Raw genomic sequence first — 12,648 nt, 5'->3', positions numbered from 1 at the left:
CGATGAGGGAGGCGACCAATGGATTTTTCGCAGGTGTCGGACGGAATCCGGCTGCATGCCTCGTACCGCCATGATGGATTCGATGGCGATGACGGACCTGCTTCGGTTCCGCGCGGCCCTTGGCTCCACATCACGACTGACGCGTATCATGGCGGAGTCCCGGCCGGCAGCCCCGACGTGTCGGCGGGGCCTGCTGCGCACTTCGCGAGCGTATATGTCCCGGCCCCTGCCTCCGGCCCAGGTCAGTCCGATCATGCCGCCACATGGGGTGACAACGCGAGCGGCAGCGCCAGCAAACATGATGTGCCGAGTCCGGCTTCAACAGTCACCGAGCCCGCATCCGGCTCATCCCCTTCCGGGATTGGCGCCACCGCAGTCGAGAGCGGGATGAACACCGCCGGCAACGGCGGAGACGGCTCTTTCTACGGCGGCATCATTCACGCCTCGCTGCTGATCTATGCACCGGTCAACATCGCGGTGTCTGTGGGATACGGTTCGGTCGCCCTGGCCGACCAGACGAACGACCTGAACGTCGATCAATCCGCCATTCAGACGGCCGGAATCGGAGGGAACGGCGGTAACGGCAACGTCGCATCCGGCGGCAGCATCACGGCGGCTTCCTCAGGCGCCGATCTGATCACGAGTGGCGGCAACAGCGCCGGCGACGGCGGCAATGGCTCGTTCTTCGGCACGTTGCTGGATGCTCCAGTCGTGATCTACCACCCGATCAACATAGCGATAGCCGGCCACGGTGGCACCGCGCATGCAAATCAGTTGAATGAGGTCGAGATCGATCAATCGGCCACACAGATCGCAGGCATCGGCGGCGATGGCGGAAATGGCAATGCGGCCGTCGGCGGCAGCGTCATCACGCTCGACCCCAGTTGGGCATCGGGCAACGGCGGAAGCGTCTCGGACCTGATTCAAACGGGTGCTAATCAAGCCGGTAATGGCGGAGACGGCGCCTTCCATGGAGAACTCGTCCATACGCCGGTGGCGCTGTACGACCCGATCAACATTTCAGTCGCGGGCTATAATTCCAATAGCCACGCGCTCCAGATCAACAACGTGGATCTGGATCAATCCGCGCTTCAGATCGCCGGCATCGGGGGGCATGGCGGGAATGGAAACGTTGCGATGGGCGGCGGTAGCCTGCTCTCGCAGGGCTTTTGGGGCGGCTCCGATACGATCGCGACCGGTTCAAACGGCGCTGGCAACGGTGGCGGCGGACACTTTGCGGGCAGTCTCTCCGACGTCGGCGTCGTAATCTATGCTCCCGTCAACATTGCAATCGCCGGATTCAACGCGACGGCCGAGGCAGATCAGACCAACAACGTGCATATCGATCAAAGCGCGGTCCAGATGGCCGGTATCGGTGGCAATGGCGGCCATGGCAATCTCGCAATGGGCGGCGACGTTGTTTCGCATCTATTGTCGGATCTTCATTTGATCGGATAGGCGTGGTCTCGCCTGCTTCTCCTGTGGCGAAGCGGCAAATCCGAGTGCGTAGCGCACTGGATTGAGAGAGTCAGGCCTTCGATTTGCTCGCTTCTGAATTCCTAGCCTGCAGACATACACCCAACCGAATGGCATCCGATTTGGCATCTATCCCGTGTGAGCAGCCGAGGAGCAGAGTCCGCGCGCATCCGTCGTCCCTCGCGGAGATGGAATGTTGCAGGAAGCAAACAGAGCACGGAGGCCGAAATGTCAAAGGGATTCACCAAAGTTTCCGACGTCATCGCAATCAAATCGTTGGACACTGGCGGTCAAAGCGCCGGAAATGGCGGTAACGGAAGTTCCTCGGGTGACATCGTCAACAAGCCGACCATCAACTTTGACCCCTACAACAAGGCGGACGGTGCGCACGTGGACGTCAAGACTGGCGATTACGTCAAACAGACGGCGGACTGGGACGCCGGCGGTGCAAACGCGAAAGCCTCAGTGTTTTCGAAGGCCCATGGTGGAGACGCCGAATCGAACGGCAATCAGAAATCGTACAGCGGATACGATACCTCCAAGGTCTACGCCAATACGGACGCCACTCAGACAAACAAGTTCTGGGCGGACATGCACCAGGAGGCGGCTGCCGGGATCGGCGGCAATGGCGGGCATGGCAATCTCGCATTGGGTGGAGACGTAAGTTTCGACGTCGACATCTGATCCACGGCTCGTTCATCTTGCGGTGGCCGGCGGCGAGTGCCGCTGGTCCTGGAGTTACCGCAATGACCCGTCGATCCATCGCAAGACCGGATCGACGGGTCGAGAAAGCGGATCGGACCTCCAGCTCTGGCGGTGACGACAATGCTGATGCCGCCCCTCCGATTACCTGTCCTGCCGCCGGTGCGGACGCCGCTGGACGCCGCGCTGTGGGCGTGCGCGGGCCCGATCGGGCTCGTGTTTGCGTATAGCTGCAGCTACAACCTTCTGCTCTTTGCGCCCCCCATCTACCTTCTTCAGATCTACGATCGTGTGCTGTCGAGCCGTAGCGGCGACACGCTGCTGATGCTCACGCTTATCGTCGCGGTCGCTGTTGTGGTCGGCGGCGTGCTCGACGCGTTGCGGCGCGCCGTGCTGGGCCGTCTTGGCACATGGCTCGAACAGCGGCTCCGCCCCCACGTGCTTTCGGCGAGCCTCGAATCCGCGTTTCGCAACGATCGGATGCGGGCGACGGATGCTTATCGGGATCTCACCGTTGTGCGCCAGTTCGTCGAGTCCGGCGCATGCCCGATGCTGTTCGATGCGCTCTGGGCACCCTTGTTCCTCGGCGTGCTGTTTCTCATCCATCCATTGCTTGGCGTGGTGGGGGCCTGCAGCGTCGCTGTTCTGTTCGCTCTCACGCTTGCCGGAGACGTGCTCACGGAAGACGCGCTGCTCAAATCCGGCGCCGCGCTGTCCAGAAGTTATGGCCGCCTCGCGGCTGCGGCTGGCAACGTTCACCTGATCCGCGCCATGGGGATGTTCGATAACGCGGCGCGCATGATCCACCATGACGTGCAGGAGGCACACAGAGAACACGATGTGGCGCTCCGCTGGAGCGAGATCGTCATGCTGGCTACCAAGCCCGTTCGCGCGCTGTCGCAGGTCCTGATCATGGGCGCGGCGGCGTGGCTCGTGCTTGATCACGGAAAGAGCCCGGCGATCATCTTTGCCGCGACGCTGATGTTCAGCCGGGCGCTCGCGCCGGTCGAAGGTGCGATCGCGAGCTGGAAATCGCTCGCAGGCGCCGTGAGTGCCTGTCAACGGCTCGGTGCGCTCCTTGCGGCATTCCCGGCCCCGAGAGAGGACGCAAATGGTTCGCCGCAGCAGGCGAGGAGCGGGCTCGTCCTCGAAAATGTTGCTGTCAGGCTTTCGGGGACTGATCATCTTCTGCTGAAGGGCGTCTCGTTCAGTCTCGCCCCCGGGGAATGCCTTGGCATTATCGGTTCCTCAGGGTCGGGCAAATCGTTGCTTGGGGAGGTGATCGCCGGGGTCTCCCCGCCAACTCTTGGCCGCGTTCTGCTCGACAATACCGACGTCTCGCAGCTTCGCGAGGGACGAAGTTGCCGCCATCTCGGGTATCTTCCCCAGGACATCAACCTGTTCGGCGAAACGATCAACGAAGTCATCGCAAGGCTTGGCAATGCCGATCGGCGCAAGGTCGTCGAAGCGGCCAAGCTCGTCGGAATTCATGAGACGATCATGCAGCTTCCGCGGGGCTATGACACTGCGCTCCCCAGCGGCGAAAATGCCCTCTCGCGCGGATACCGGCAGCGCCTCGGCCTTGCCCGAGCCTTCTTTGACAATCCGCGCCTCATCGTTCTCGACGAGCCGAACGCCAGCCTCGACTACGCGGGCGAGCGGGTGCTTCTGGACGCGATCGAGCAAATGAAGCTCGCCAACGTCACCGTGGTCGTCGTCACCCACCGGATGGGCCTTCTCGCGGCCACCGACAAGCTCGCCATCATGGAGGGCGGGGCCGTCGTCGCGTTCGGCGAAAGCGAGGAGATCTTTGAGCAGCATCTGAGCCGGCCCCAGGTCGCAGCGCAGGTCCCGCCTGGAGCGTCCCCGACCACCGAGGCGACAGCACGGCCGGGTTCGCCATGATCTGGAAACTTCCCACGATCCGGCTCCAAAACATGCGCTCGCCCGCAAGCGCCGCTCCCGCCGGCCGGCCGTTCGGAGTCATGATCACCTCAATCGACGATTTCGAGCCCCTCGAATATCCTTGGCTCTCGACTCCCACGCAGGTCTCGCCGCGCGCGAGACTCCGCGGCGTCACGCTTGCCGGCAATCTGCTGGTGCTTTGCTTCGTCATCGGGCTTGGCACATGGTCGAGCTTCGCATCTCTGGAGAGCGCGGCGATCGCTTCCGGCGCTGTGGAATCGGAGTCGAGCCGCAAGACGATCCAGCATCTGGAAGGCGGTATCGTGAGGAAGATCCTGGTTTCGGATGGCGATGTCGTGCGGAGCGGGCAGACGCTGGTCGCGCTGGATGACACGCGAGCCGGCGCCGAGGTGCAAAGCCTTCAGGCGCAGCTGTGGGATGCGGCGGCCCGTGCGGCGCGGCTTCAGGCCGAGCAGCAGGGACGTGAGAAGATTGCATTGCCAGGTGTGTTGGAGCAGGACGGCAGGGAGCATGCGCCGGCTGCTGCTGCGCTGTCGGCGCAGCAGACCATTTTTGATGCGCGGTGGCAGGTCTATCGGTCGCAGCTAGCGGTCATTCGAGAGCGGAGGCTTCAGGTCGAGAAGGAAATCGAAGGTCTCAAGGCGCAGGAGAGTTCCGCCGGGCAGCGCATCGACATCGTCCGGGAGGAGCTCGACATGGTCGCAACCCTCGTCAGCAAGGGGCTCGAGCGGCGGCCGCGCCTTCTGAGCCTGCAGCGCGAGATGGTCGACGTCGAGGGTCGCCGCGGCGAGATCGCTGCGCAGATCTCTCGCGCCGGGCAGGTCATCAGCGAGTCGCGGGCGACATTGTTCAAGCTCGAGAGCGAAAGGCAGAACGAGATTGCTCAGTCGCTGCGCGAGGCGCAGAACCAGATGCTGCAGCTTCGCGAGCGTCTGCTGGCGGCCAGGGATCAACTGTCCCGAACCGAGGTCAAGGCACCCGAGGACGGCGTGATAACCGACTTGCGAATTCATACGCCCGGCGGCGTCATCGGGGCAGGTTCTCCGCTGATGGACCTGGTGCCCCGGCAAGACCGCCTCATCGTGACCGCGCGGCTGCGGCCCGAGGACATCGATGTGGTTCATCCCGGCCTCAATGCCGAGGTGCATCTGATACCGTACAACCAGCGTCGCGTGCCGCGCCTGAAGGGCACCGTGGTGCACGTATCCGCCGACCGGCTCCTCGACAAGCGGACCGACCAGCCATATTACGCGACAAAAATTCGCGTCGACGACACTCAGCTCGCAGCAAATGACGTCCAGATCATTCCAGGCATGCCCGTTCAGGTGTTCATCACGACGGGGCGCGGCACCGTCGCGCTCTACGCGCTGAGGCCACTGCTCGATAGCTTCCGCAGTGCGTTCCGCGAGGATTGACCTCTATTGCGTTTTCGAGCGAAGTGGACGCCGGTTCTCGTGAAGAAAACGCATCATAACAAGAATCTGGAGCAGGTCCTGACTACATCAGAACCTGTTCTAACTCTCCGGAATTGAAACTGCCGCCGGCACGATCTCGCGATGATGCGTCAGCAATCGGCCCCTCCACCGGAGCACCGCTTCGGTGCGATTATGTGCGGCACATTTTCGCATGATATGCTGAATGTGCATCTTGACGGTGTTTTCCGACAGGTTGAGCCGGGCGGCAATCAGCTTGTTGGACAGGCCAAGCTCCAATTCGGCCAGCACCTGTTGCTCGCGAGGCGTGAACTCGGCCACGTTCCTGTCGGCGGCGGCTCTGCCGTCATTCGCCGGATAGGCGGTCGCAAGACCGCGCGTGTAGGGGGATTCAAGACCTGACATCTTGCCCCATCCGACGGCCGGCAGCGGCCTGTAGACGCCGCCGACGAGAACCAGCCGCAGGCCAGCCACCGCCAGCTCGATCGGAATCGAGGTGGGGAGGAAGCCGCGCACACCCCGCTGCATCGCGGCCAACGCGGTGGATTCATCATCGCGGTTCGACAGGATTGCAATCGAGGCGCCGGGACAGCACTCCGCAATTGCGGCGAGATCGTCATCGACGGTCGGGTCATCGATGGGCTTATCCGCGATACTGAGCACCACCAGGCGCACAACGTGCGCTGACGCGCAGTCCAGGCTTTGGACCGTCGCTATATCGAGTATTTCGAACGCGTCGAATTCCCGCCTCAGGATGTCCAGAATGCATGTGCGAAACAATGCAAGCGGCTCGACGATCACCAGGGTCGGCAAATGGAACGTTCCACTGAGCCGCTTTGTGGAATTGGTTATGTCGTCCATGATGTCCTCGAAAATGCAAAGGAATTTTCCTGCAGTCACATTTGATCTGTATTACCCAGTTCAAACTCGCGCTGCGGCTTCATCCTGGACGCATCGTCACGAGCACCGGCGGCGCCAATATTCCAGCCGAGCCCATTTGCGGGATCGACTGACGCCTGGAAGTTCTTTCCGCTCAAATCGTTCGGGCGCGCGTGCGGCGTTTTGGTCCGCCGCCACAACGCTCGAGGCATTCCCTAATTGCAGATATTTCGATACGCGATCGTCGCCGAAGTCGTCTTGCCGTCGACGAGATAAGAATCATCCTCCTTCACAAGATAGAGAAACGGTCTTTGTTCGGTGTCTTCACCTGACGCGGTCCTTCCCCTGACGCGCCCGCAAATCGTATCCACGGGACGCCCGAACACGTTCTTTCTCATCGCGCGCTTCATGTCGCTGAATTCCGCGGAGGCAGGATCCTCCAGCTTTGCTGCGATCGCGGCTTTTGCCTTGTTCATGACGGCGTCTGATGTTTCCGCGGCGCCATCGGATGCAGCGGTGCTGGTCTTCGTCCGCGCGGGCGCCGCCTTGGCGACATCGACCCGAGCGCGCTTCTTCGAAGATGAACTCTCGCCGGATTTTTCCGGAGTTGCAGACATCGCCTTGGCGGCCGCAGGAGGTGGCGCCAAGGCCGTCGGCTGCTGCGCCCATGATCGGGCGCCGCCATCCTTGTCGAAACAAGGTTGCGCAGCACAGCTTTGATAATACCCCTGCGACGGCGCGAGCCAGCCAAGGCTGATCAGGATTCCGGTCAGCGCGCCGATAAATAGCAATCCCATCCGATTCCCCTCCTCGGGGGCGGAGTTCCGCAGATCACTGATGACTAATGACGTACTTTCGCGCTGGTAACCTATCTGTTGCGCAAAAGCGTTAAACGCCCATTAAACACAGGTTATTTGCTGGGCAGACGCTCGCAGCGTTGCTCGTAGCCACCGGAGGGTGACGATGCCGAGCCAATGATCGCAGTTCTTGAGCGATGCGACACTTCGGCTCCACCACATTTCCGCTGCAATAGAAAACGTATATACTGTCTGCTGCTCGTCCGGAGATAAATACCGGCCTTTCGTTCGATCCTGAACTGCATCGCGAAGAGGAGCACGACCATGGCGATTACGACGCTGAAGGTTTTGGCGAGCCTCCTGCAACTGCACGGGCCGGACGCAATAGTTCAGAGCGATCATCCAGGCATCGATGCATTGCTGAACGATCTGCGCGGACAGGATCCAAAGGAAGAAGCCGTTTCCGATCAACCCGCAGTTGCTCCCGACCAACCTGTTGTTAACCAAGTTTATTTCAGGCGAGGGGGTTTTGTCAGGGGGCCGGCCGCAGGTGGCTTTCGCAGAGGCGGATACTATCCCGGCGCGGGTGCATTCCGCAGAGGCGGATACTACCCGGGGGGCGCATTCCGCAGAGGTGGCTTTGTTCGAGGATACTAGGCTAGTCGCAGTTTCCTGACGCGCACAGCGGTATCGGCATGTTGGTCGACGTTTCAGATACTGTCGCCTTCCATGATCAGCCGATCACGCAGCTATTGGTCAAGGTGGCGACGCGATGCAACATTGATTGCTCCTATTGCTACTGGTTTCGCGACGCGACCGTCTACGATAAGCCCAAGCTGATGAGCGCCGATGTGCTGCATCAATTGTTGCAGCGCATCGAGCAACACGTCGCCAAATTCTCGCTCATCGATTTTCCCATCGTTCTGCATGGCGGCGAGCCCTTGCTGTGGGGCGTTGAGAATTTCCATCGTTTTGCCGAGGCCTGCGAGGGCATTTCGTCCCGAACGGGCTGCGACATACCAATCTCGGTCACGACGAACGGCGTGCTGATCGACGACGAATGGCTGGATTGCTTCGAGACGCGCAACATTTCGGTTGCGATCAGTCTCGATGGACCGGCGCATATTCACGACATTCACCGTCGCACGTTTCAGGGTACGGGCACCCACGCTGCGGTCGAACGCGCTGCCCGCATGCTGGTATCACGCGACATCGGCGTGAGTGCCTTGGCTGTCTGCAATCCCGCTTATCCTCCGGAGCAGTATGTCGAGTTTTTCGCTGCATGTGGAATCTCCTACTATGACATCATGATTCCCGATGCGACGGTGGATGAGACGCCGCCATCCATTGCGTCGTTCTACAATGGACTGTTCAGTTCGTGGCTGGCGGCAAACCGCGCGGCGCCGACCGTCAATATCCGCATTATTACCGACATGATCACCGCCCTGCTTGGCAACAATGCACCGACCGAGGGCGTAGGCCATAAGCCCATCGAACTTTGCACCGTGATGACCGACGGCACGGTGGAGGCCCATGACGTGCTGCGGATCGCCGGCGACGGCTTCACGCAGACCAAATTCAACATCTTCGATCATGAGATCGACGAGGTCAGGAACGAGCCTCGCTGGAAAGCGGCGCGCGATGCTTCGATCAATCTTTGCGAGAAGTGCCGGCAGTGCAAATTCATGAACGCCTGCGGCGGAGGATATCTTCCGCATCGCTTTTCCAAGGAAAACGGTTACGACAATCCTTCGGTATATTGCGACGATCTCTATTCGATGATGGAGAACATGCAATCCACCCTGGAGGGCCATCTTTATGTCAGCAGGCCAGGCGGGCAACGCGTTAAGGTTCGCGACGCGCTCATTGGGGAGCGTTAAGGAGGCATCCCGGCCTGTTCAAGACCTTCGCTGGTTCGGTCGAGATAAGAAGCGTTCCACGGCAGGCTGGAGCGCACGTCGCTGATGGTTAGCCCCGGATAGTCGCGCATGAAGGTCGTCAGTGCGAGACGACCTTCGTCGGCGTGTCCCGCCAACACATAGGTCGCGGCGAGAAAACGATTGGTCCAGGTGCTGGCGGGGTTTTCGGCCTTTGCGCGCTGAAACCACCCGATCGATTCATCGTAACGCCCATTCTGGAATTTGGTCGAGGCAATGCCAACCGACCAGAGAAAGCTCAGCGGATCTGCTGGAGCAAGGGCACGCGCGATTTGGAACTCCTCCAGCGCTTCGCTCGCGCGGCCACGATACGCCTTGACCCACGCGCTTCGGCCCCACGCCCAGGCCGAACCGCCATCAAGCGCAAGTGCCCGGTCTGCATGGACCGCAGCCGATGTGAGGTCGTGCGCCAGCGTATAGCCGGCCGCCAGCATGGTCTCTGCCAGCGCGTCCCCGGTATTGAGCTTTGCCGCACGAGCGGCCAAAGCGCGTGCCGCGGCTTTCTCCGCTTCAGGCCGTGCCGTGAAGTGGTGGCCGGCGCGCAGCCCGCGGCACCAGGCGGCCGTCGCAATCGGCAGCGGATCGTGCGGGGCGCGCTCCATCGCCTCGTCGAGCAATTCGAGCGCCATGCCTTCGGCCGCGGCGTCGACAGCGGTTACGCACGGGAGCGCACGCATGGTCAGCTCCCATGCGGTGAGGTCGCCGCGTTCGAGATGCGCCGCACGATCGACTTCGGCGTCGCGCAGTGCCGGCTGAATTGCGCGCACCACGCCCTGCGCAACGCGCTCTTCGAAACTGATGGGATCGCGCATATCGGTTTCCCATACTGCCGCCCATAGATAGTGGCGAGTCATGACATCGAGCAGCCGCACGGTGACCCGCGCGCCGCCATGCGCGTCCTCGCGCACTCTGCCATGCAATCGATAGCGCGCATTCGGTGTCGCAACGACGTGGAGCCAGTGCAGGCGCCAGAGCGCAACGGCGATCTCATCGGCGAAGGCTGTTGCGGCATTGGCGTTCGGACTGATGACGTCGAAAGGAAGAACGGCGATGGTCGGCCTCTCCAGCCTGGGCCCCAGTATCGGCAATTGGGACGTTGAAGCCGCGTTGGCCCGCTGCGACCTCCGCAGCGTCGCCGACGGGCTCTCTCCATAGCGACGTCGGTAGTGGGTCGCGAAGCGGCCGAGATGAGTGAAGCCGTGACGTGTTGCGATCTCGGTGACGCTTGGGTGTTGTGCGCTGCGCAGCAGTTCTTGGCGCGCTCGGTCAAACCGGAGGTCATGCAAAAAGGCCAGCGGCGCTTGGCCGAGGAAATGGTGGAAGTGTTTTTCCAGCGTGCGCGGCGCGATTCCGGACAGCGCTGCCAGTTCGCCAACCCGCCACGGATAAGCGGGTTCAGCCTCGAGCAATTCGATCGCTTTCTTCAGTCCGCGCGGAAGGAGTTGAGGGCCCATGATGCGCCTCCGGCGTGATCATAGGTCGATTGGGGAACAAAGTGGAGGCCGATCGGGGCGCAAAGTGGATAATCGGGGCGCCTTTCGGATTGCCGGGCCAGCACCTGCTCTGCAGGTTCCGGAGGTCAAGCTATGCTCGAGAGCTATCGCGGCGCCGGGCGCGGCGCGTACCTCTCTGGGCTTCCGGGAGGACATGATGTCGGCAATCCTTCGCAAACTTCTGCTCGGTGTTGCGCTCGCGTGCCCGATCGCATCGGCATCGGCCAACGTCATCGCCGATTGGGATGCCAAGGCGGTGGCTATCATAGCTCCGGCGGTACCGGCGCCGCTGAGCCAGCGTGAGGCGGCCATGGTCAATGTCGCCATGTTCGACGCGGTCAACGCCATTGGGCGGCGTTATCAACCATATCTGTTCAAGCAGGACTCGGCCCCCGAAACCTCGCAGGAAGCCGCCGCTGCGGCTGCCGCCGCGGCCGTGCTCACCGGGCTGCATCCTGAGGCCGCAAGCGACATCAAAGCCGCGGTGGGTAAGTATCTCGCAACGATTGCGGACAGCACAGCGAAGACGGAAGGCGTCAGGCTCGGCGAAGCGGTCGCCGCAGCAATCTTGCAGGCACGAGTGACCGATGGGGCGACGGCACCCGACGCGTATCGGCCGAAGACCAAGCCGGGGGTCTGGGTCCCGACGCCGGCGGCCGTGGCCTCCGTGTGGCCGAATATGAGGCCATTTGCATTGGCAAGTCAGTCGCAGTTCCGTCCAGGCCCGCCTCCTGCTCTCGACAGCAAGGAATGGGCTGCCGACTACAACGAGATCAAGGCCTATGGCAGCAAGACCAGCGCCTTGCGCTCGCCGCAGCAGACCGAGACCGCGCGCTTCTGGCTGGCGGTGGGACCAGCAGCCTATCACCAGATCCCGCGCCAGCTTATCCTCGCGCAGAAGATGGATATCCTCGACAGCGCCCGGTTGATGGCGCTCTACTCCGTCGCGCTGACGGACGCCTACGTTGCAGTATTTGATGCCAAGTACCACTACGAATTCTGGCGGCCGATCACCGCGATCCGTAACGGCGACATCGAGGAGAATGCCACGAACAAGCGAGATGCGACGTGGCAGCCGATCGATAACACGCCGATGCACCCGGAATATCCGTGCGCGCATTGCATCAATGCAGCTGCGGGGGCTGCGGTGCTCGAAGGTGTGCTCGGCTCCAGGACGATCCCCGAGGTCGCGATGACCAGCACGGCGGCGCCGGGCGTCACCCATCGCTTCACCGATCTGGACGCGCTTTGTGAGGAGGTATCGAACGCCCGCGTCTGGGCCGGTTTCCACTATCGCTCCTCGGCCGCCGTGGGCACCGCCATGGGCCGCCAGATCGGTGAGTACGTCGTGCAGAACGTCATGCAGCCAACCACGTCACGGGCCGTCGCCTCCGGCGGACGTTGAGCATCGCTGCACGATCGACGATGCGCGCCCAGGCGAGGGCGTTGAGATGCTCAATCTCGCCACCTGCTCGGAGCGAAAAACAGAAATGAAGTTTCAGGTGGTGGTCTTCAGGCGCGCTGAAAGCGTCCGTATGCGCCCTTGTGAAAGACCAGCGGGCTGCACGCCATCTCGTCGCCCGATATGACCTCACCCAGGACGATTTCGTGGTCACCCGCCTTGTGCACCGTGGTGACGCGGCAGCACATCTGGGCTGCGGCGCCCCGCAACAGCGGCAGACCTTCGACGCTGAAGGCGAGGGCGAGATCCTCGAACCGGCTTTTCTGCGTTCCCGTGAAGCGCGCTGACAGATCCGATTGATGCGCGCCGAGAATGTTGACCGAGAACAGACCCCGCTTTCGGATGGCCGCTCCCGTCGCGCTGCCTTCGCTCGTGCAGACCAGCAACATGCACGGCTGAAGCGACACCGACGTCAGCGAGTTGATGGTGGCGCCGAACAGCTCGCCGTCCCATTCGGTCGCGATGACCGCGACCCCGGTCGGAAAGGTCCCCATGACCGACCGGAAACGCTTGGGATCGATCGAGGCGTCGCGCATCTGTTCG

The 12,648-nt window shown here is 62.0% G+C and carries 11 protein-coding genes; 6 read left to right on the top strand and 5 right to left on the bottom strand.

The window, feature by feature from the left end:
- The first annotated feature begins 387 nt into the window (after positions 1-387).
- The 4 genes from JQ553_RS10990 (at position 388) to JQ553_RS10975 (ending at position 5,519) form a co-directional block, all read left to right on the top strand.
- Positions 388-1,458, top strand: a complete 1,071-nt coding sequence (locus tag JQ553_RS10990) for a hypothetical protein (RefSeq protein WP_249144162.1) — start codon at positions 388-390, stop codon at positions 1,456-1,458.
- 246 nt (positions 1,459-1,704) lie between these two features.
- On the top strand, positions 1,705-2,160 hold the full coding sequence (locus JQ553_RS10985) for a hypothetical protein (protein WP_212499957.1): 456 nt from the start codon (positions 1,705-1,707) through the stop codon (positions 2,158-2,160).
- A gap of 141 nt (positions 2,161-2,301) precedes the next feature.
- Complete coding sequence (locus JQ553_RS10980; protein ID WP_212499956.1) at positions 2,302-4,083, top strand: type I secretion system permease/ATPase; 1,782 nt, start codon at positions 2,302-2,304, stop codon at positions 4,081-4,083.
- Positions 4,084-4,163: 80 nt separating this feature from the next.
- Positions 4,164-5,519: an HlyD family type I secretion periplasmic adaptor subunit gene (locus tag JQ553_RS10975; RefSeq protein ID WP_249144161.1), complete on the top strand. Its 1,356-nt coding sequence runs from the start codon at positions 4,164-4,166 to the stop codon at positions 5,517-5,519.
- Between the two features lie 99 nt (positions 5,520-5,618).
- Here JQ553_RS10975 and JQ553_RS10970 read toward each other — a convergent pair whose 3' ends face one another.
- The 3 genes from JQ553_RS10970 to JQ553_RS10960 all read right to left on the bottom strand — a co-directional run bounded on the left by JQ553_RS10970 (position 5,619) and on the right by JQ553_RS10960 (position 7,684).
- Positions 5,619-6,398 carry a response regulator transcription factor gene (locus tag JQ553_RS10970; protein WP_212499954.1) on the bottom strand — a complete coding sequence of 260 codons (780 nt, stop codon included), beginning with the start codon at positions 6,396-6,398 and terminating at the stop codon, positions 5,619-5,621.
- A 233-nt stretch (positions 6,399-6,631) separates the two neighbouring features.
- On the bottom strand, positions 6,632-7,213 hold the full coding sequence (locus JQ553_RS34395) for a hypothetical protein (RefSeq protein WP_249144159.1): 582 nt from the start codon (positions 7,211-7,213) through the stop codon (positions 6,632-6,634).
- A gap of 102 nt (positions 7,214-7,315) precedes the next feature.
- Positions 7,316-7,684, bottom strand: a complete 369-nt coding sequence (locus JQ553_RS10960) for a hypothetical protein (RefSeq protein ID WP_212499953.1) — start codon at positions 7,682-7,684, stop codon at positions 7,316-7,318.
- A gap of 224 nt (positions 7,685-7,908) precedes the next feature.
- Between JQ553_RS10960 and JQ553_RS10955 the strand changes: the two genes are divergently transcribed.
- Complete coding sequence (locus tag JQ553_RS10955) at positions 7,909-9,093, top strand: radical SAM protein (protein WP_212499952.1); 1,185 nt, start codon at positions 7,909-7,911, stop codon at positions 9,091-9,093.
- Here JQ553_RS10955 and JQ553_RS10950 read toward each other — a convergent pair.
- Complete coding sequence (locus JQ553_RS10950) at positions 9,090-10,604, bottom strand: helix-turn-helix domain-containing protein (protein ID WP_212499951.1); 1,515 nt, start codon at positions 10,602-10,604, stop codon at positions 9,090-9,092. The genes JQ553_RS10955 and JQ553_RS10950 overlap by 4 nt on opposite strands.
- Before the next feature lie 196 nt (positions 10,605-10,800).
- On the opposite strand from JQ553_RS10950, the gene JQ553_RS10945 reads away from it, so the two are divergent.
- Complete coding sequence (locus JQ553_RS10945) at positions 10,801-12,048, top strand: vanadium-dependent haloperoxidase (RefSeq protein ID WP_249144157.1); 1,248 nt, start codon at positions 10,801-10,803, stop codon at positions 12,046-12,048.
- 107 nt (positions 12,049-12,155) lie between these two features.
- Here the strand turns inward: JQ553_RS10945 and JQ553_RS10940 are convergent, their stop codons facing one another.
- Positions 12,156-12,641, bottom strand: a complete 486-nt coding sequence (locus tag JQ553_RS10940) for a flavin reductase family protein (protein WP_212499949.1) — start codon at positions 12,639-12,641, stop codon at positions 12,156-12,158.
- Between the last annotated feature and the right edge of the window lie 7 nt (positions 12,642-12,648).

Source organism: Bradyrhizobium lablabi (assembly GCF_018131005.1).
Classification (GTDB): domain Bacteria; phylum Pseudomonadota; class Alphaproteobacteria; order Rhizobiales; family Xanthobacteraceae; genus Bradyrhizobium; species Bradyrhizobium lablabi_D.
This window is presented reverse-complemented; position numbering and strand designations above follow the sequence as displayed.